This is a genomic window from Romboutsia hominis (assembly GCF_900002575.1).
Classification (GTDB): domain Bacteria; phylum Bacillota; class Clostridia; order Peptostreptococcales; family Peptostreptococcaceae; genus Romboutsia_C; species Romboutsia_C hominis.
Genome location: NZ_LN650648.1, coordinates 2,432,118 through 2,453,137 on the forward strand (window position 1 = coordinate 2,432,118; position 21,020 = coordinate 2,453,137).

The 21,020-nt window shown below is 26.2% G+C and carries 18 protein-coding genes; 1 reads left to right on the top strand and 17 read right to left on the bottom strand.

The window, feature by feature from the left end:
* Positions 1-243: 243 nt before the first annotated feature.
* From FRIFI_RS11840 to FRIFI_RS11855, 4 genes are all read right to left on the bottom strand, one after another.
* On the bottom strand, positions 244-1,896 hold the full coding sequence (locus FRIFI_RS11840; RefSeq protein ID WP_166505963.1) for a cell wall-binding repeat-containing protein: 1,653 nt from the start codon (positions 1,894-1,896) through the stop codon (positions 244-246).
* 509 nt (positions 1,897-2,405) lie between these two features.
* A complete protein-coding gene (locus tag FRIFI_RS11845; RefSeq protein ID WP_166505964.1) occupies positions 2,406-3,014 on the bottom strand; it encodes a DUF4352 domain-containing protein in 609 nt (202 codons plus the stop codon).
* Between the two features lie 179 nt (positions 3,015-3,193).
* The gene (locus tag FRIFI_RS11850; RefSeq protein ID WP_166505965.1) at positions 3,194-4,129 is read right to left on the bottom strand and encodes a hypothetical protein; all 936 of its coding nucleotides are present in this window, start codon (positions 4,127-4,129) and stop codon (positions 3,194-3,196) included.
* A gap of 60 nt (positions 4,130-4,189) precedes the next feature.
* Positions 4,190-4,354: a hypothetical protein gene (locus tag FRIFI_RS11855; RefSeq protein WP_166505966.1), complete on the bottom strand. Its 165-nt coding sequence runs from the start codon at positions 4,352-4,354 to the stop codon at positions 4,190-4,192.
* A 220-nt stretch (positions 4,355-4,574) separates the two neighbouring features.
* On the opposite strand from FRIFI_RS11855, the gene FRIFI_RS11860 reads away from it, so the two are divergent.
* Positions 4,575-5,660, top strand: a complete 1,086-nt coding sequence (locus FRIFI_RS11860) for an acyltransferase family protein (RefSeq protein WP_166505967.1) — start codon at positions 4,575-4,577, stop codon at positions 5,658-5,660.
* Between the two features lie 2 nt (positions 5,661-5,662).
* Here the strand turns inward: FRIFI_RS11860 and FRIFI_RS11865 are convergent, their stop codons facing one another.
* The 13 genes from FRIFI_RS11865 to FRIFI_RS11925 all read right to left on the bottom strand — a co-directional run bounded on the left by FRIFI_RS11865 (position 5,663) and on the right by FRIFI_RS11925 (position 21,006).
* Entirely contained in the window at positions 5,663-6,070 is a 408-nt protein-coding gene (locus FRIFI_RS11865) for a GtrA family protein (protein WP_166505968.1), read from the bottom strand.
* A gap of 60 nt (positions 6,071-6,130) precedes the next feature.
* A complete protein-coding gene (locus FRIFI_RS11870; RefSeq protein ID WP_166505969.1) occupies positions 6,131-6,775 on the bottom strand; it encodes an HAD-IB family hydrolase in 645 nt (214 codons plus the stop codon).
* Positions 6,776-6,783: 8 nt separating this feature from the next.
* Positions 6,784-7,686, bottom strand: coding sequence for a decaprenyl-phosphate phosphoribosyltransferase (locus FRIFI_RS11875; protein ID WP_166505970.1), 903 nt, complete (start codon positions 7,684-7,686; stop codon positions 6,784-6,786).
* 18 nt (positions 7,687-7,704) lie between these two features.
* Positions 7,705-8,928, bottom strand: a complete 1,224-nt coding sequence (locus FRIFI_RS11880) for a DUF6080 domain-containing protein (RefSeq protein WP_166505971.1) — start codon at positions 8,926-8,928, stop codon at positions 7,705-7,707.
* A 150-nt stretch (positions 8,929-9,078) separates the two neighbouring features.
* Positions 9,079-10,554 carry a L,D-transpeptidase family protein gene (locus FRIFI_RS11885; protein ID WP_166505972.1) on the bottom strand — a complete coding sequence of 492 codons (1,476 nt, stop codon included), beginning with the start codon at positions 10,552-10,554 and terminating at the stop codon, positions 9,079-9,081.
* Between the two features lie 334 nt (positions 10,555-10,888).
* Positions 10,889-11,500 (bottom strand): DedA family protein, encoded by a 612-nt coding sequence (locus FRIFI_RS11890; RefSeq protein WP_166505973.1) that lies wholly within the window; start codon positions 11,498-11,500, stop codon positions 10,889-10,891.
* A 109-nt stretch (positions 11,501-11,609) separates the two neighbouring features.
* Positions 11,610-13,838 carry a cell wall-binding repeat-containing protein gene (locus FRIFI_RS11895; RefSeq protein ID WP_330405627.1) on the bottom strand — a complete coding sequence of 743 codons (2,229 nt, stop codon included), beginning with the start codon at positions 13,836-13,838 and terminating at the stop codon, positions 11,610-11,612.
* Positions 13,839-13,998: 160 nt separating this feature from the next.
* Positions 13,999-15,045 carry a UDP-glucose 4-epimerase GalE gene (gene galE, locus FRIFI_RS11900; protein WP_166505975.1) on the bottom strand — a complete coding sequence of 349 codons (1,047 nt, stop codon included), beginning with the start codon at positions 15,043-15,045 and terminating at the stop codon, positions 13,999-14,001.
* Between the two features lie 145 nt (positions 15,046-15,190).
* A complete protein-coding gene (gene galU, locus FRIFI_RS11905; protein WP_166505976.1) occupies positions 15,191-16,108 on the bottom strand; it encodes a UTP--glucose-1-phosphate uridylyltransferase GalU in 918 nt (305 codons plus the stop codon).
* 163 nt (positions 16,109-16,271) lie between these two features.
* Positions 16,272-17,315, bottom strand: coding sequence for an Ig-like domain-containing protein (locus FRIFI_RS11910; protein WP_166505977.1), 1,044 nt, complete (start codon positions 17,313-17,315; stop codon positions 16,272-16,274).
* Positions 17,316-17,695: 380 nt separating this feature from the next.
* Positions 17,696-18,889 carry a DHHW family protein gene (locus FRIFI_RS11915; RefSeq protein WP_166505978.1) on the bottom strand — a complete coding sequence of 398 codons (1,194 nt, stop codon included), beginning with the start codon at positions 18,887-18,889 and terminating at the stop codon, positions 17,696-17,698.
* A 14-nt stretch (positions 18,890-18,903) separates the two neighbouring features.
* A complete protein-coding gene (locus FRIFI_RS11920) occupies positions 18,904-20,280 on the bottom strand; it encodes an MBOAT family O-acyltransferase (protein WP_330405532.1) in 1,377 nt (458 codons plus the stop codon).
* A gap of 252 nt (positions 20,281-20,532) precedes the next feature.
* Positions 20,533-21,006, bottom strand: coding sequence for a DUF4358 domain-containing protein (locus FRIFI_RS11925; RefSeq protein ID WP_242977256.1), 474 nt, complete (start codon positions 21,004-21,006; stop codon positions 20,533-20,535).
* Positions 21,007-21,020 lie beyond the last annotated feature (14 nt).

Below are 21,020 nucleotides of genomic sequence, written 5' to 3' on the forward strand. Positions count from 1 at the left end.
TAAACTAATTAAATCATCTTTCAGAATTCTACAATCAACATTTAATAGTAGTTTAAATTTATAATTATAACTATAGTAGTATAACCAATTTGTTTAGTATTTTATTTTGCATATAACTATTATACAAAACCACAATCTTCTTTTAAATTTTGGCTTATTTTTATAAAAAAAAGGCGTCGCCCTATTTTTAGTGCGACAGCCCTTACATCATTTCTTATTATTCATAGTAATAATATAATTAAATTAAGCTTTTGTAGTAAATATACGTTCTATAAATTTAACAACAGATCTTGATACGCCATGACCTATGTTGAAAGCTTTACTAGATAATAACTCTTTATCTTTTACTTGTACATTACTTCTTATAGCAGTTTCTTGAGATTTAGTTATATTATTTGTTCCTAAAACTACAGGAACATTCATTTTAGCTGCTAATGGTCCTGCTGATAATGCATCTACTAATACTTTATCTTGAGCTATTAATAAACCTTCTGAACCTTTGTGGAATTCATTTATTACAGCAGCATTAGTTTCTTGTATATTTGCTCCGTCTATTCTTTGAGCTTGATCTACAACGATTTTATCAAGCTGTTGTTCAACATTTTTGTCTACTGCATAAGTTCCACCTATTATAGTACCTCTTGTATTCTGCTTTTCTATCCATATTTTAACATCGTCAGCAATTCTATTCTTATCTATTAATAATATTGGTTGCTCTACTTGACCAGCATGAGAAGCTATAGATAATGCATCTGCCTCTCCATTGTATCCACCTGCAACATATACATCATTTATTTTCTTTCCTTCAGTTTTTACTACCTCTTCTAGAGTTTTTGCTATTTCAAAAGATGTTCTAGTTCTATCTGATCCAGATATTCTCTTAACATTTAATCCCATACCTTCTAATTCTTTTATAACATCATTACTAACATGAGATTCTCCACCTACGATTATAACATTTCTAGCTTGTAATCTATCTATTTCAGTCTTTGTGAAGTTGTTAACTTTATTCTTCTCAGTTAATAATATAGGTGCATCTAATGCTGATGCTAATGGTGTTGCTGCTAATGCGTCTGGAGTACCATTCCATCCTGCTATTACTACTGTATTTGCAGAACCGTCTACCCATCCTTCTTGACTTACTTGTGCAGCAGTTTCGCATCTATCTATTCCTGCTAAAGACCCTATTGCAGAATCTTCTGTATTAACTGAAGGTGTTCCCCATACTGTTAATATAAATGATTGAGTATTTCCTGAAACTGTTAGTTTTTTTCCTGTCTTGTTTCCATCAGCTACTGTTTCAGTTTTTGTTATCTTAGATTGATCTTTTTTAAAGTGTTCTTTTAATCTTTCACCCATTTCGCTATACTTTCCATTTGATTTAAATAATAAGTTAGCATCTATATTATATTCATTAACATTAGTTTTAGTAGTTATAGTTATTTGAGCTACTAATTTTTCCGGTAAGTTATTTCCCTTTACATCATGATCATAAGTAACTTCTACTATATCATTTCTATTAGTAGTCGGATTCCATCTAGTTTCAAATTCTTTTCTATGTCCTCTATCAACTACTTTTATTATTTCTTTTCCCGCTTCACTAGTTCTTTCCACTCTATAAACCGGAACATTTTGACTAGTTTCACCTAGTGAATTCTTTTCAAATTTTACATATCTTACAGTATACTCGCCTTGACTATTTGTTGTTTTTCTATCTGCGCTATACATTATCTTTTCTGCTTCAGCTAATTTTTCATTTATTTTTGCTATCTTTTCAGTTTCTCCACTAGATACTTCTATATTCTGAACTCCTGAAGTATTTGCAAATGCTGGAGCAACACTAGTTGCAACCGTAGTAAATGCCATTGCCATTGCTATATTCTTTTTCTTTAACATGTTCGTTCCTCCCCAAAATTATATAAAATAATTACATCTCTTTATTTATGTAAATTCCGTCTACCATATTTCTCACAAAGTTGTATTTCTCACACAAGTAGATGATAATATAATCTCTTGTAATTTTCACCTATTTTTGTTTTACATTTTTCTGCATATTATTACATTATCTTCTTTATATTTTTAATTTTTCTATTTTTATACATTTTTCTATATTTTTCATCGTTTCATCCCTGTCTTTTTATGTCATAAATATTATTTTTATTTTATAAATATTTTAATTTTAAAATGTTTTTGTCGTAAAATGTATTACACTTTTTTACTAACTTGATGTGACTTTTTATGACTAACTGTAATCTTTTTGCCAATTCTATAACCAAGACCACTTATATCTTTTTTTGAATACATTTTTATTTGTTCAAATTATTCAATACGCTAAATAATAATAAAAAAGAAGGCTCAAAAAATTTTGACCTTCTTCTCTTTATTCATTATATTTTTATGTGTATTTATTTAAGTTTAACTACTACTTGATTACCTCCTAATGAGCTATCAAATTGTAATTCTAATCCTGTTGCATCTTTAGGAACTTCAACTACATATTCTCCAGTCATTTTTCTTCCTGGTCCTATTGTTCCATCTAATTGACCGTTAGCATTTTCTACTATAGTTTGTTTCATAGCTCTTCCATCTTTATCTACTACTTTAAACATTAGCACAGATGATACAGTTTGTTCTTTATCTGATATATTTTCTACTGTTGCATCTACGTATAAAAATTCATTACCTTCTTGTGGCTTTATAAAGTCACTTCCATTTGTAGTTTTTACTTCGTTTACTGTTATTTTAAATTTATCTAATTCAATAGTATCTCCTATATTGAATACTTCTGTTTTATTACTTTTTTCTTCTTTTGTTACTATAGGTTTATCTTCTGAAACTAATTTTGGTTTGTTTGAACCAGCCCCTCCAATTGCAGCTATTATTATTACAACTAAAACCCAAAACCATATCTTTTTATAAAATGGTTTAGAATTTTTTGCCCCACATTTAGGACACGCTTTTGCGTTAGATGCTATTTCATTACTGCAGCTTTTACAATTTATTAATTTTGCCATTATGTAATCCTCCTACAAGTTGTCTATATTTTTTAAGTCCAAGGTATATTATACATATTTACTTTGTAGTTTTTTGTCATTTATTGTTAGAATTAGAACTTTTTTATAATTTTTTCTTAATAAAAAAGGAACATCAATGAAGTCCCTTATTTGTATTAATATATTTTAGTTTAAATCTATTATTGTGCATCCTTTAGTGATGTATTCCAGATTACACCTACTTTTTCAGTTTCAGTTTTTCCATTTACATTAACGTCTAAAGTAAGTTCCATAGTTAGATATTTTATCTCCATGTCGCCTAGTATTGTACTTCCTTTTATATTCGTTTCTTTGAAAAATTTTGTAAGCCCAAGTATATCTATATCTAGACCATCTAAATTAATTTTTTCACCTGACTGTGTAGATATTTTATTTAATACTCTATCACCTATAAATGCTTCTAATTCTTTTTTATTAGCTGTATTAGATGTAGTATAATTAATATTATATTGTGGTTTATCTTTACCTACACGATTCACAATATCTAATCCTTTTATAGTAACTTGAGTATTATTTTTTGTATTTTTATTTAATACTCTATAATTATCCTTTATAAAACTTCCATTCATATTTTGTGGTTGATCTTTAACTAAGCTATACTGTAATGACTCTATATCAGTAATATTTGGTATTAAATCAACATCTATTGAAGATTTACAAATAATTTCACCATTAGTTAATACATTCTTAGGGTCATATTTTGATTCGATAATAGGCTTTACATCTGGTTTTACAACGTATACATTTATCTTTCCAGGGTATAAATTTTTCGGTATTGTTAGTGAGTTTAATTGCCCATTTTCTTGTGTATAGCCAATTTCAGCATTCATTATTGCAGGATTTGAACTTCTACCTACTAGATTTCCATATACTTCGAATCTTCCTAGTACAATGTCTTTACCTTCATAGTATCCACTATCTTCTACTCCTGTTTCAATATATATAATTTGATCATTCAGACCCTTAAAGCGTTCAAAATTAGTATTTACTTTTCTTCCAGTTTCACCATAATATACATTATCACTTAGAGCACCAAATTCTGTTGTTAAATTAGCTACTTTTAGCTTATATATCACTATCTCCTACTTGTTCTACATCTAAAACTGTTCTAGTATTTACAAATTCACCATATTTATCTATTTTAGGAACATTTTAAATTCCATACCTTTTAATTCAAGAGCTTCACTATTTTCATATTTTATTGTAATTTCATCATTTTTGTTATTGCTGTTATCTTTTATTGTATTAGAATTTATTTTTATAACATTATTTGCTTCTAATTCTCCACTAAATAGTGTCACTAATTTATTTTCCTTTGTATATGCTGTTTTTTCTATATTTATTGTACTTTTAGCTTCATTATTTGATATTACGCTTATTTCATTTGATATATTATTTACAGCACTATTTATCTTTTCATCTATTTTTGTTTATTAAAGTAATAACTATATATCTAAGATTTCTTTTATATATGGTATAATATTTATTTGGATATATTACATTTTACAAGGAGTTGACATTTTGAGAGACAAAAAACTAGATATTTATCGTGGTCTTATAATGATGTATGTAGTTGGAGTTATACATACTCTATTTTGGTTCCCTGTTTCTAATCACGTTTTAAAGTCACTTTTCTTATTTGAAATGGCTGTGGTATTTTTTATTACTGGTGCTAGTTATTCACTTAGCTCAAAAAAAAGCTACATTAAATACCTTATATCTCGTGTGCCAAGGGTTATAGTTCCATATCTTATTTTTGGACTATTTGTTATTTTCATTCAATATATAGCTTATATTTTAGGAACTTCTATTACTGATTCTCCTATAAATATATTTGTATATGATACACTACATCCTTTAAAGAAACCTGGGATTTTCATACCTTTTATTACTTGGCATTTATGGTTTATGCCTGTGTACTTATTGTTAGTACCTTTCATACCCCCAATGTTTAAGTTATTTGAAAGTCTAAAAGGTATTTTTAAATTTATCCCTTTATTATTTATTGCAATATTAGTATTCTATTTTGAAAATACTACTCTTAATATTGATTTTAAAAGTGTTATTTTCTATGCTTTTTGGATTTATACAGGATTTTTCTATACAAAATTTAAGGATGTTAATATTTCAGTAGTCAAAAATATAGCTATATCTTTGATTCTTTTTATAGCTTTAGTTTTAATTGTTAAGGGTGATAGATATGTTTTAAATATGTCTACTAATAAATTCCCTCCAAATTTTGCATTCTTAGTTTTTACTATGACTGCTTTTAGCTTTTTATATATGTTTAGAAAAGTTATATTAAAATTTGGGGATTTACCTTATATAAGAAATATTGTTGATATTTATAGTGCTTATGGTTTTACCCTTTATTTATATCAACCTTTTACTTATTTATTACTACAGCCTATTTATCTATATTTATTTAATTTAACTGGATACAACTTTGTTTTAAGATGTGCTTTAACTCTTATAAATATTGTTGCTGTTATTTTAATTAATATTATATTTGCAAAAACTTTTGGTAGGTTTGAGAATTTTAAGCTTAAATTTAATTCATCTAATATAAATATAAAAAATAATATGGATATGAAAAAAGCGTCATAATTTTATGACGCTTGTTTTTTAAATATTATTACTTTGCTTAGTACATAGTTTAATACTATTACTAATATGTTTGTAAATATCTTTGTTATAAAGTCATTTATTCCCATCATATCTATCATCACATACATTAATATCATTTCCATTACGCCTGATAATAGTCTACAACTTACAAATGACGTAAATTCTTTTATTAAAAATTTTAGCTCTGTATTATTACTTTCAAATACAAAAAACTTATTTGTTATATATGCAAATATTACTGCTACTATCCATGCTATTATATTTGCTACCATATAGTTTAGTTCTATTATTCTTGTTAATCCTATATATGTAGCTATATTAACACCTACTGTTAGTCCCCCAAAGACTAAATACATGATGCTTTCTCTATACTTTTTTAATATATCCATATTATTCTCCTATTTAGTATTTAACCACCAATTTTTAATAATGGTGGTTAATGGTTATAGCTATGCTTTTTGTATATATTTATGATTTATTTTTTCTTTTATACTTCCATCTTTTTTGTTTACTAGATATGCATTTTTTACTAATTCAAACATTGGCATATCACTCATTGAATCTGAGTATGAATATGAATTTTCATAGTCTATTTCTATATCTAGTTTATTTAGTACTTCTTCAATTCTTTTTACTTTCTCTTTTCCCTTACAGTTGTTTCCTATTATTTCATTTTTATATCTGTTATTTTCATATAATAATTCTGTACCTATCACTTCATCTGCATATTTATATTCTTTGAAATATTTCATATATGCTTTTGGTGATGCAGTTATCATTATTATTGTTGAATCTTTTTTTGATTTTTCTATTATGTCTTTTATATTTTTATTTATCTTAACTTTTAATTTTTTATCAAAAAATTCTTTTAATTCTTCTTCACTAAAGTTTACTATTGGGCTAAATACAGCTTCTTTTGCTTTTTTCAAGCTAGTTAACTTTAATGCATACCCTACTAGAGTTATAAATATATATGGTATTTTTATTATTGTTTTTAATGGCTTTGTTTTTAGTGAGTATAGTATAAAGTCTATCATACTATCTGTATTTATTACTGTATAGTCTATATCTAGTAATAGTACTTTCTTTTTCATATACCCTCCTACATTAATATTAATAGGCAACTTAATACCCATAATATCACATTTATTTGTAGAGTTCTATCTTTTAATACTACATCAGTTGGGTTTCCTTCTTCTGTTGTATTTATTATATAGTTATATCTAAGAACTCCATATACTACAAATATTGTTGTATATATCATTTGAGGTTTATCTGGATTACTTGTTGAGTAAAGTGCATAACATACTATCACAGAACTTAATACTACTCCCATCATTTGGTTTATTATTTCTGGATTATACTCTTTTAGTATTTTTCTATGTTCTCCTGCTTGATTTTTAAGTCCTTCTATTTCTTTTTTTCTTTTACCTAGCCCTAAGTATAAAGATAAGAAGAATGTACATAATATTATCCAACTTGATAATTCTACTCCTATTGCTACACTACCTGCACATACTCTCAATATAAATCCTATTGCTATTGAAAATACATCTAGTAGTACTACATTTTTTATTTTAAATGAATATAATAGGTTATTTATTAAGTATATAAATATTATGGCTGTTAGTTTTAAGTTTATTTTTGATGATAAAACTAGTGCTACTGCTACTAATCCTATTAATAGTACTATTGCATTTTTTATTTTTATCTTCCCACTTGCTAGTGGTCTTTTACATTTTTTAGGATGTAATTTATCTTTTTCTATATCTACTATATCATTTAGTACATATACAGCTGATGATATTAGACAAAATGATATAAATGCTATTATTGTTTTATATATTAAGTCTAAATTTCCTATGTTATTTGAAAATATTAATGCTGCTACTACAAATAAGTTTTTTATATATTGATGTGGCCTCATAAGCTTTATGTATTGACCTATTATGTTTTCTTTTTCTCTACTTTCCTCTAAAGAATTTTCTATCACTGAGTTTTCCATATACTTCCCCTTTATATTTTATTTAGGATAATTATTTATCCCTATTTCTAATATTTGTAAAAATCCTTGTATATTGCTTATTATCATAGTTACTAATACTACCACTAAGAATATCATAAATATTTTTGTATATTTTTTAGGTAAAGATTTTGCAAAATAAGCTAAAAGTATTATTATTGCAAATGAAAAATATATTGCCATTATGTTTGCATTTTTTAGGTTATATCCTATTATTCCATGTAATGTTATATTCGCAAGTATTGCCCCTAAACATAATTGAGGTATTCTTTCTTTATAGTGTTTTATACCTCCTATTATTGCACAAACAAATAATGCTAAAAATAATATGAAGAATAATAAATTTGGAAGTCCTTGTTGTAAAAACATTCCATTTTCATATTTTGCACTCGGAAAATACATTGTTGGATATAGTAATCTTACTAATGTCATCTTTAATTTATCAAACATAGGTATTACATTTATGAATCTTGTATCTTTTTGCACAGTTTCTGCTGCTAAAAATATTCCATAGTATGCTCTTGTTGATACTACTACCAAATATGTTATTAATACAAAGAATCCTATATGTTTTACCATCTTTTTTATGTTTTTTCCAAACTGTAATAATAAGTTTAGTACATACATATATACGTTTGTAAGTGTTACTCCAAATAGAGGTATTGCAGCTATGTCTACCCAATATGATTCTTTATCTTTCATCTTATGTAAAACAAACATAAATAAAACTAGCGATAATTGACCATATATAAATCTTTCTATATTTACACTCATAAATATCTGAGGAAATGAGAATATCATTATTCCAATTATTAATCTTTGTATCCATTTTTTTATATTTAGCTCCTTTATTATGCTATATATCATTGTTATAGATGCAGAGCTAACTAATATTTGCAATAATATTAAACTCATACCATATACATGATTGAATCCTATATTAAAATCATGTGCTATTTTTAAACTTAATAGGTATATTGGATACCCTAATATGGATACTATTTGCATAAATAATATATGTTTACTATTATCTGACGCCAGCGCAAATACATTTAAATTAAACAAGACTCCTGTATCTGTATCTAATAAAACATCATATGTGTTTTTTGTATCATAAAATATAGTAGTTTTTGAACAAAATACAAGTGATATTATTATATATAAAATTGCTACAGATATATATAATAATATTTCTGATTTGTACTTTAAAATTTTTTCTGTCAAAGTCTTTCCTCCTTAGCTGATTCTTTTACAATTTGTTATTATATCATATAATTAAATTTTTTACATTCATATAAAAGTTCCTTTATTAATCATTTATAATATTCTCTTTTTTATGCACAATAGTTAGACATATAAAAAAGAGATGTATTTCTACATCCCTTCTCCAAAATCTACTATAACTCCATTTTCATCTATTATTATTCCATCGCCTATTACTGTATCTTTTGCCATTTGACCATATTCATCAAAATAGTAACTATTATCGTCTATTTTAACTATACCTTTTTGCATTACTCCATCATTATTAAAATAGTATGTTCTATCATTTATATTCTGCCACCCTATCCTAACAAATCCTTCAAGTCCAAAGTAATACATATCTCCATCTATCTCTTCCCACCTTTGTTGCATAGTTCCATCTGGGTTAAAGTAATACTTTTTACCATCTATGACTTGCCAGCCTACTTTCATTATTCCATCAAACCCAAAATAATATCTATTTCCATCTATATCTTGCCAGCTATGTCTTGCTACCCCATTGTTAGGATTAAAATAATATTTATTTCCATCTACTATATTCCATCCTACCCTCATTATTCCATCATTTCCAAAGTAGCTTTTTCTACCTTTTACTACTTCTTGCCATCCTGTTCTCATTATCCCATCATTTGCAAAATAATAGCTATTTCCATTTATATTTCTAAGCCCCGTTCTCATTATTCCATCATTCCCAAAGTAGTATCTATTTCCATCTATATCTTGCCAGCTATGTCTTGCTACTCCATTGTTAGGATTAAAATAATATTTATTTCCATCTACTATATTCCATCCTACCCTCATTATTCCATCATTTCCAAAGTAACTTTTTCTACCTTTTACAACTTCCTGCCATCCTGTTCTCATTATCCCATCATTTGCAAAATAATAACTATTTCCATTTATATTTCTAAGTCCTGTCTGCATTACTCCATTACCATCAAAGTAGTATTTCTTTCCTGATATTGTCTGCCATCCTGTTACCTTTTGACCTTTAGAGTTATAGTAATATTTTTTTCCATTTATTGTTTTCCATCCTGTTTTTATTTCATTTCCATCAGTTAAACTTATTTTATATCCTGCTGCTATTTGTTTAAAGCTTTGGTCTGTATATTTTATTATTACTTCACTTTTATTTGGTATTTTTTCAAATAAGTCTCTAATTTCCTTGTTGTGCATTCTTATACATCCGCCTGATACGTGTTTGCCTATTGAACTTTCATTATTATTTCCATGTATTCCATATGTTGTTCCATATGTTAAGCCTACTTGAAGCCCTAACCATCTATCACCTAGTGGATTTCTAGGATCTCCTCCTGGTATTCCCCCTGAATAATATGGTCTATTTTTAATTTTATTTACTATTTTAAATTTTCCCTGTGGAGTTGGTGTACTTTTTTTGCCTGTTGCTACCCTATATTCCCTAACAAACTTATTGTTAACATAATATCCCATCTTATTAGTTTTTGAATTTATAACTAAGAGATGTTTACTTGCTGCTTCTATGTTTATTATGTTTATAAAAGAAAATGCTAATATTAATACCATTGTTGATATTATAGATATGTGTTTTTTTAGCTTTTTTTTCACTCTTATTCCTCCCCCCCTGATTTCTAATATATTGCTTGAATTACTTAGTTAGACTTATTTAAGGAGGTTTCCTTTAGTGTTATTAATTGCTCTTTTCCCTTATTTTTTCATTTACTTTTATTTTATTATTTTTATTTCATTATTTTTTGTTATGAAATTAAATTTTTTATTACTTTGTATATATATTTGTATATATATTATTACAATTAAAAATCCAATTTTCTAATTTAACTAATACTATCTAAATATTTTATATAAAAAATCCCTTGAAATAATAACTATATTATCTCAAGGGATTTTTTATTTTTTGCTATTATATTTTTAATATATAATCTTAGTTTTTACTTTTACATTTTGATTTTTTTATGTTTTTTATAAATAGTATTATTACTATTCCAACTACTAATACTGCTGTCACCATTACTATAGTATTTATAATTCCGCCACTTGCTAATACTTTGTTTCCTATAAAGTATCCTCCACCTATTAATACTAGGTTCCAGAAAAGTATTCCTATACTTGAATATAGTATAAAATACCATACATTCATTTTTACAGTTCCAGCTACTAATGAAATAGCTGTTCTTGCTACAGGTACAAATCTTGATAACATTATAGCTGATTTATTATATTTTTTTATAAAATTATAAGATGCTGAAAGAGATTTTTTAGTTTTTGGAAACTTTTTTCTAATATAATCTAAAAGTCCATCTCCAAATTTTGCTCCTAACCAATAATTTAATAAAGAACCCACTATTCCCGCTATTGTTGTTGTTATAAGTATAGTCACAAAATTTATATCATATGAAGCTCCTACCATACCTATAAGTGGTAGTACTACTTCGCTAGGTAGTGGAAAATTTGCATATTCTAATGCTACTAATAAAAACATACTTATTAATCCATATTCTCTAATAAAAACTTCTAAAAACTGTTCTAAAGTCATTTAACCTCTCCATTAAAAAATTTAATCAGTTTCTATTATACCTTATTATAGTTTCTATTAGTAGTCATAAGTGGTTAGATTTTCTATATTTTTAATAATCTATGTTATTTTATATTTCAAAGTACAATTCATATGTTTTATATTTATCACTTTGATTAATTATTTTGTAGTTATTATTTATATAATCTTTCTCTAAATTTTCTCCTAATATTATTTTATTTTTAGGTGTATTTACATCTTCTATTATTTTATTTTCAACATATATAGAAGGAATCTTGTTATATATAGTATAACTTGATTTTATTACATTTTCATCATTTACACTATTTGTTACCTTTCCTTCTAATATAAGTGTTGATACACGATTTTTAATATAAGATTCATTTAAACTAATTGTAGATTTATTACTATTTCCTACAATATTATCTACTTTAACATTTGAACTTGAAATACTTATATCTGGTAAAATTTCCGATTGTGTTTCTAAAATCATATTTTTAAGCTTTATATCCGAACACATTTGTATAGATATAGCTTCTTGTCTTGATTTTATATTAAAATTTCTAAGCTCTACTCCATCACGACCTATAAATATTCCTGGATTTTGTAAGCTTAGTGTTTCTATGCTATAATTTTCTTCACCATTACTTCCATCTATAGTTACTTTATTATTTATATTTAAATAGTTGTTTGTTGCTATTTTAATATGATTTTCTAGTTTTATTATAGTTTCCTTGTCTTGTGATGCTATTTTTATATACTTTCTTATTTCATCTTCATTTTTAACAAATGCTATATTTTTATCTACTCCACCTAAGTTTTCTATTATTATATCTTCTTCTATGGTATTACCACGTTTATCCTTTATACTTTCTTTTTCTATTATTATCTTACTATCTTTACCTACAATTTCTTCTTGTAATTTTATTATTAGGTTGTTGTTATCTATTTTTATATTATCATATTTACTTAATTTAATATATTTTGCTTCTTCTAAATTTGTATTAACTTCTTTATTTTCTAATTTTAATATACAATTAGGGTCTACTTCTATTTTTATTTTTTCTTTTATATGATCTAAATTGCTATCTATGTCTTCATCAAATTCTATGTTTATTATTCTTTTTTCATTATCAATACTATGATTCACATAATTGGGTGCTAATTTATCTTCTATCTCTAGAGGTGGTTCTATTGTTGTTGGTGGTATCGATTCTTCTGGCTCTGTTGGTGGCTCTATTGGCGTTGATGGTTTTGATTCTTCCGGTTCTGTTGGTGGCTCTATTGGCGCTGGCGGTATTGATTCTTCTGGTTTTATTGATGGCTCTGTCGGTGGTATTGGTTTTGTAGGTGGATTTACTGGTTTTGGTGGTTTATAATTTTCTTTAATACTAATTAGTTCATTCTTTGCATTTTTATGTATCCCATACCCAACTTGTACAAGTTCTTTTATTTCTTTTCCTTTTAGCACTTTTTTTTGAGTATTGTCAATACTCTCGCCTAATACTACAATAGGAGATTGTTCTTTTGTAGCTAACGGTGTTATTAATACTCCGTCTACTAAATCTTCACTATTTCCTTTACAGTAGTATAATTTATTTAATTTATCAGGATAAAACTTTCTTATTATTTCTCCATTAGTTTCATATCTATCTTTACCACTTATTCTTTTTGGATTTGGTAGTTTTTTAAATATTTCATTACATATTGAATCTTCCCCTCCTATAACATAAGTCTTATCTATATACTTATCTTCTATCCATCTATAACCATGTTCTATGTTATCTCTTTTTGATAATATGATTGGGGTATTTTTACTTCCTCCTACTGGTGCTATTGATATTGCATCTACTAAAGTTTCTTGTCCATTAACAACTATTACTTCATCACATTTTTCATTGCTTATGCTGTTTATTTTATTTGCTATTTGGACTGACGTTTCATATCTATCTTTTCCATTTATTCTTTCAATTTCTAAGTTATTTTCCTTAAGCTGATTTTCTACGTTTTTATGAATTACGGATTTCCCACCTATTATATATACTTTTTCTGTTTCTAGCCTTTTGATTTCTTCTATTATTTTATTATCTATTTTGCTATATTTAGTTAGAAGTATTGGTGAGTTTATTTGAGATGCTAATATACTTGCACATAGCATATCTGGAATTGACTTTGAATTTACTATTATTACTTCTTTAGATATTTTAAAATTCTTAGATATTTCTATAGATGTTTCAAATCTATTCTCTCCTCCTATTATGCATTCTGATGCATATATTTGTATGGGAATTAGTGTGCTTAATATAGTTACTAAACTTATGAATTTTTTTATATCAATCTCTCCTTTTAATTATTTTTATTTTACATTATTTCCTTTTTATGCTTTTTTATAATAAATTTTTAAACAAAATTTAATCTACTTAAATTTATATGCTTTTTGTAATTAAAAAAGCTATTTTAATATGTTCTACATAGAACCTATTAAAATAGCTCGTATACTATTCTTTGTCAATTGCTACTTCATCAAACTTTTTTACTTCATATCCATCTGGATTATTACTTTGCCATCTCCATGAATCTTCACACATTTCTTCTATTCCATACTTAGCTTTCCATCCAAGCTCTTTTTCTGCTTTTGAAGGGTCTGCATAACAAGTTGCTATATCACCTTCTCTTCTTGGTGCTATTTTATATGGAATTTCTTTATTACTTGCTTTAGAAAATGCCTCTACAAGTTGTAATACACTATATCCTTTCCCTGTTCCAAGGTTGTATGTAACTAAACCTGGATTTTCATCTAGTTTTTCTAGTGCTTTTACATGTCCATATGCTAAGTCTAATACATGTATGTAATCTCTAACTCCAGTTCCATCTACTGTATCATAATCATTTCCAAATACATTTAAATATGGAAGCTGACCTACTGCAACTTTAGTTATATATGGCATTATATTATTTGGTATTCCAACTGGTTCTTCACCTATTCTTCCGCTCTTATGTGCACCTATTGGATTAAAATATCTAAGTATAGCTATATTTAAATCTTTATCTGCATAGCATATATCTCTTATCATATCTTCTATTATTAATTTCGTTCTTCCATATGGGTTTGTTACTGATAGTGGGAAGTCTTCTTTTATTGGACAAGTTTTTGGACTTCCATATACTGTTGCTGATGAACTAAATACGAAATTTTTAACATTATATTTTTTCATAAGTTCAAATAGGACTAGTGTCGTTATTAGATTATTTGAATAGTATTCAATAGGCATAGATACCGATTCTCCTACAGCCTTAAGTGATGCAAAATGTATTATGGAATCTATATTATTTTCTTTAAATACCTTATCCATCTTTTCTTTATCTGTAATATCTATTTCATAAAATTTTGGAGTTTTACCACTTAGCTCTATTATTCTATTTACAACCTCTTTGCTACTATTACATAAGTTGTCAACTATTATTACTTCATGGTTTTCTTCCAATAGCTTTATTACAGTATGGCTTCCTATGTACCCTGCACCGCCACTTACTAAAACTGCCATATTTATCACATTCTTTCTCTAATATTTTTTATTTTTAAAGCCTAGTCATAATATTTTTATATAAATTTATGTCTAGGCATACTTAATAGTTTAAATATATATTATTGTTTTTAGTCTTTGTTTTGGAATTTAAATATATAAACTATTACTCTTTATCTGATGCTACTTCTTTATCTGATACTATTTCTTTTTTATCTTCTTCATTTACTATTTTTCTCATGTAGTTCATTAAATCATCTCTTAAGTTATCTCTTTTTAAAGCAAAATCTATAGTTGCTTCTAAGAACCCAAACTTATCTCCTACATCGTATCTTCTTCCTTCGAAGTTGTATGCATATATTGCTTCTTGGTTTCCTAAAGTCTTAAGAGCATCTGTTAATTGTATTTCTCCACCTTTTCCTGGTGCTTGATTTTCAAGTATATCAAATATAGCTGGAGTTATTATATATCTTCCAAGTATAGCTATATTCGATGGAGCTTCTTCAACAGCTGGTTTTTCAACCATGTCCTTAACTTTATAAACTCTATCTTCTATGTGTTTAACATCTAATATTCCATATTTACAAGTATCTTCTTTAGCAACTTCTTGTACTCCTAATATACTTGTTTTGTACTCATCATAAGCACCTATTAATTGCTTTAAACAAGGAGTTTCATTGTCAACTATATCATCTCCTAAAAGTACTGCAAATGGTTCGTTTCCTATGAAACTTTTAGCACAATGTATAGCATGACCTAATCCTTTTGGTTCTTTTTGTCTTATATAGTGTATATTTACCATGTTAGATATATTTCTTACCATTTCTAACATTTCAGTTTTTCCTTTTTGCTCAAGTTCAAGTTCTAATTCAACAGACTTGTCAAAATGGTCTTCTATTGACTTTTTGTTTCTTCCTGTTATTATTAATATTTCCTCTATACCTGATTCTATTGCTTCTTCTATTATATATTGTAAAGTTGGCTTATCCACTATCGGCAACATTTCTTTTGGTTGAGATTTTGTAGCTGGCAAAAATCTTGTCCCTAGCCCTGCAGCTGGTATTATAGCTTTTTTAACTGTCATCACATTTACTTCCCTTCATAATTTAATCTTTGTATTTATATATTAAATATTATTGGCTTTTTAATTACTATTTAATATTATACAACAATTTTCAATTTAATGAAGTTTATTTGATAAACTTTATACTAAATTATCTAGTTTTATCATTTAAAGTAATATAATGCTACTTCATATTCATAAATTTAATACCTATACCTATACCAAATATAGCTATTGATGTCATCACTTCTGGTGTTAATAAACTACTTTCTTCTTTATTTTCTTCCTTCTTTACTTCTTGTTTTTGACTTTTCTCTTTGCTGTCTTCAATTTTATCATCATCGGTATTTGTCACTTCATTATTAGAGTTATTTTTTTTATCTATATTTACTTCGTTTACATTTATATCTTTGTCTATATTATTATCTGTTATATTATCATTATCAACATCTTTATCATCGCTTGAATCTAAATTTTCACCTTTATTTGATTCTTGATTATTTTCTTGTTTATCATTATTTATTGATGATACATCTCCTCCCACTTGAAGATACTTATATGCTCTACCACCAAATACTAAGTGCTTCCCATCTTTGTCTACATTTTCTTCAAAGTTATAGTATAAGTTATAATCTTTAAAGCTTTCTAAATCATCCCACAGTACATTACCTTCTACATATTTTCCATTATCACTTATATAGTTTGGTACTATTTGCTTGTTATCTAGATTATCTATACTATTATATATTCTGTACTTATTTTCTATTATGCTCTCAGTTCCAAGATCTATGATTTGATTTGATATATTTACACTTTTTAGTTTTCCATTTGTAAATAAGTTTTTTATTTCATTTATACTTTCTATATTATTATTTGATAAATCTATACTTTCTAGATTCGTTGCATATTCTAGGCCTGACAGACTTTTTATATTTTTATTGCTTCCATTATCTGAGCTTATACTTTTAAGACTTTCTATTTCTGATCTTGTTACAGACGAGTTTATATCACTTTTATCTAATTCTTTATTTATTGCTCTTTTTAAATTTACATCGCTTATATTTATAATTTCACTTATTTCTTTTTCGTCTATTGTTTCTTCATTATTTTCTGGTTCTATATTTTCTAATTCTTTATAGCATTTTTCCTCTGCATAAGAGTTAATTTCACTGATGCTAACCAATAAAAATATAGCAATTAACATTGTTACGACTTTATTCTGCTTCACACGCTGATTCAATATTTATTCCTCCATAGTATCTTTTCTACCATTCTAGTATCTAAAACTTTATGATATTTTTATATATTAATTTTACGTATTGTAACTTTTATTATTTATAGTGAAATTATTAATTATAAAAAGCTCCGTCAAATAATTTAGTTTATTCTTTTCAATTATACATTTCATAATTAAATTATTTCATTCATTTTTTATTACTTGTTATTATATACTCTTATTATTCACTAACTATATCATTAGCCTTTTTATCTTTATATACATTCACACTCTAAAAATTTTTATATTAACAAAGAAAAACAATACTATATAAAATAGTATTGTTTTTCTTTGTTAATACTTATCTATTATTATTTTACTTAAAATAGTATTTATATATTATTTAAAACTGATGCTAATGTATTATCAGAGAAAAATGTATTAGCATTATATAAATAAAGCATATCTGTTATCTTTTCTTTGTCTATTAATTTTTCTATATCTTCATAGAAATATCTTGGGTCAACCATTATTATCTCGCTAAAATAAGGAGTTAAAAACTGAACCATACTATTTGCATAAGAATCCTTAACTAGTAATAGCTTTCTATCACTAGTTGATGTTGTATTTATCTTAACTAATGGATGGTTACCTCCTAAGAATACTCCGTACTTATCCTTAGTTTTTAACTTCTCACTATCATATATAGATGGTGCTTTTTTCTTTTCCTCAACATAATTAACTACTACTTGATCATTATCATCCTTTGGAATATATACATCTATACTATCAGTATCCTTAGATGCAAACCCACTTTTTGAGTATAATGTTCCATAAAAATCATTAGCTACTGGTTCTATATTATATTCTTTTCCTTTATTATCTAACTTCATAGCTTTAGCAGTTTCTAAAAATCCATAATAAGCTCCTAAAGTTGTCCAGTGATGGTCTGTTTTATAGTATATATATTCATCCTTATGTTTATCTAGTGCATTATATGAATCTATAAAGTTTATTTTATTATCTAAAGATTTATTTAAATCATCTAGATATTTCTTTTGATCTAATACTGGAGCATATGTAGGTAATTTATCATCTAGTATGCTAATTGCATTTGGTGCTATAAACATATATTGATTTATATCCTTATGCTTTTTAGCAAAGTCATTTATAGCTTTTATATTTTCATTTAAATTTTCTTTATCTGGCTTACTAAACCCTTCCATAAGATATCCATCATCACATATATATACTCCGTTGTTTTGTTTTTTTCCAAGCATTCTATCTATATGTGACTTTACATTTATAAAGAAATCTCTTCCTATAAATTGGTCTACCTTATACTTTTCATATTTTGTTGTAAATCTACCTTCTAATAGTCTCTCAAAGGTAAACTTTGGTTTCTTTGCAAGCATTCTATTTTCCGATTCGGAAAAGTCCTTATCCTTAGTTACAATATTTAATGTAAATACTAAAAATATAAATACTAAAAATACTAAAGTTAAAGTTTTAAAATATCTATTTTTATATCTAATTTGTTTATATATTTTGGATTCATTTTTATTTTTTAAGCACCTTTTTTTCATAATAATCTCCCTTCCTAGAATCTAAAGTATAAGAAAGGATTGTAGGTTGCATTTACTAGATATGCTGTTGCTATAAATAGTATTATTAAATTTATAGCTATTCCCAATATAATACCCCATTTTTTCTTATACACTATTTTTTTGTATACTATGTTAACTATTGGTGTTGAACATAGTATTATAGGAATTAAAATTATTATATTTGTATATAAATAATATATAAAAGTACTATCTATAATTGGATTTCCATTTAATCCAAACATAACACTTATATACTGAAGTCCAGCTCCTAGATTATCATATGAGAAAAATACCCATCCTATCATAACTAATATCATAGTGTATAGATGTCTTATAAATGATGGAATACTTTCTAATACATTTTTTAAGAATATCTTCTCTATAAAAAGTATTACTCCATAGTATAATCCCCAAACTATAAAGTTCCAACTAGATCCATGCCATAGACCTGTTAAAAACCATACTACAAATAAGTTTCTAACTTGCTTTGGTATAGAACATCTATTACCACCTAATGGTATATATACATATTCTCTAAACCAGCTTCCAAGACTTATATGCCATCTTCTCCAAAACTCCGTAACACTTTTAGATACGTATGGATAGTTGAAGTTTTCTATAAAGTCAAATCCAAACATTTTTCCAAGACCTATTGCCATATCACTATATCCACTAAAATCAAAGTATATTTGAAGTGTGTATGCTATTATTCCTAGCCATGATGTAAGCACTGAAATAGAGTTTATATCCATTGCTTGTACACTTGTAAATAACATACCTATGTTGTTTGCAAATAAAACTTTCTTTCCTAGACCTTGTATGAATCTTTCTGCACCTTCTCCAAATTTACTAACAGTTTCTTTTCTATTATCTATTTGGTAGTCTATATCAGAATATCTAACTATAGGTCCTGCTACAAGTTGTGGAAACATAGATACATAAAGTCCAAATGATATAACACTTTTTTGGACTTTTACCTTATTTAAATACACATCTACTACATAAGATAATGTTTGGAATGTGTAAAAAGATATTCCTATAGGTAAAGGTAGTTGTGAATAGGAAATATTTAAAGAAAATAAAGTATTTATATTTTCTATTAGGAAACCATAATATTTAAAAAATCCTAATATTCCTAAGTTAACTACTATTGTGAGTATAAATATACCCTTTGACAAACTTTTGCCTCTATGCTTGTCTATAATAAGCCCCATAATATAATCAAATATGGTTGTAAATATCATTAAAAATACATACACAGGCTCTCCCCATGCATAAAACACTAAACTTATAAGAAGTAATATAAAATTTCTAAAACTTCTAGGAGCTATATAATATAGCATTAGTGTTATAGGTAAAAAAGTAAACATAAAAATTATACTACTAAAAACCACACCTTTACCTACTTTCTATTTTCTTTATTTAATTAAATTAATCAATTTTTACTTAATACTATTACTTTTAAATATAAATATTTATTTAAAGCAAATTTCAAATCTTAATAAATATTAATTTAAAACTTTCTCATTTTATAAAGTATACGTTAATTGACTTTTATATCGATACAAATCATATATTTTGCATAATTTACCATTTGTATATTGTATTTATTTTAAACTATATTACTTAACAATACTTTCTTTAAAAGCCTCTTTCATTTCTTCTGCCTTTGGTGATACAGCAAAAAATATGTACTTACCTTTAACTTTTAATTCATAATTATCTAAAAGCTCACATTGCTTTGGTCCATATCCACTAAAGCTTTCTAATTGTTTATTAACTCTAGAGTCTATAACATCTTCTATGAACTGAACTTGACTTTCATCCTTAACTTTTACTATTAACATCTCATCTACATCCATAGTAGACTTTGGAGTGTATAATATAAAGCCATCTAAGTCATTTGAATTTAATCCATAGTATCTTTTTAAAGTTTTGCTATTTCCTTTTTCCATCTTATCTAAGCTAACTTTACTACTTATATCTTTTTCTATATCTTCTAGTTTCTTATTTTGATTAATTCCACATCCGCTCATAAAAATCATAGAAAACATAACTACAAGAATCATTAGACTAACTTTTAATTTCTTTTTCAATATAATCACTTCCC

Coding starts and splice junctions, on each gene's coding strand:
- FRIFI_RS11890 (WP_166505973.1), bottom strand. CDS start 11,500: ATGACTTTAGAACAGTTTTTAGAAGTTTTTATTAGAGAATATGGATTA.
- FRIFI_RS11920 (WP_330405532.1), bottom strand. CDS start 20,280: ATGTTTACTTTTTTACCTATAACACTAATGCTATATTATATAGCTCCT.
- FRIFI_RS11870 (WP_166505969.1), bottom strand. CDS start 6,775: ATGAAAAAGAAAGTACTATTACTAGATATAGACTATACAGTAATAAAT.
- FRIFI_RS11865 (WP_166505968.1), bottom strand. CDS start 6,070: ATGGATATATTAAAAAAGTATAGAGAAAGCATCATGTATTTAGTCTTT.
- galU (WP_166505976.1), bottom strand. CDS start 16,108: ATGACAGTTAAAAAAGCTATAATACCAGCTGCAGGGCTAGGGACAAGA.
- galE (WP_166505975.1), bottom strand. CDS start 15,045: ATGGCAGTTTTAGTAAGTGGCGGTGCAGGGTACATAGGAAGCCATACT.
- FRIFI_RS11875 (WP_166505970.1), bottom strand. CDS start 7,686: ATGGAAAACTCAGTGATAGAAAATTCTTTAGAGGAAAGTAGAGAAAAA.
- FRIFI_RS11915 (WP_166505978.1), bottom strand. CDS start 18,889: ATGAAAAAAAGGTGCTTAAAAAATAAAAATGAATCCAAAATATATAAA.
- FRIFI_RS11845 (WP_166505964.1), bottom strand. CDS start 3,014: ATGGCAAAATTAATAAATTGTAAAAGCTGCAGTAATGAAATAGCATCT.
- FRIFI_RS11840 (WP_166505963.1), bottom strand. CDS start 1,896: ATGTTAAAGAAAAAGAATATAGCAATGGCAATGGCATTTACTACGGTT.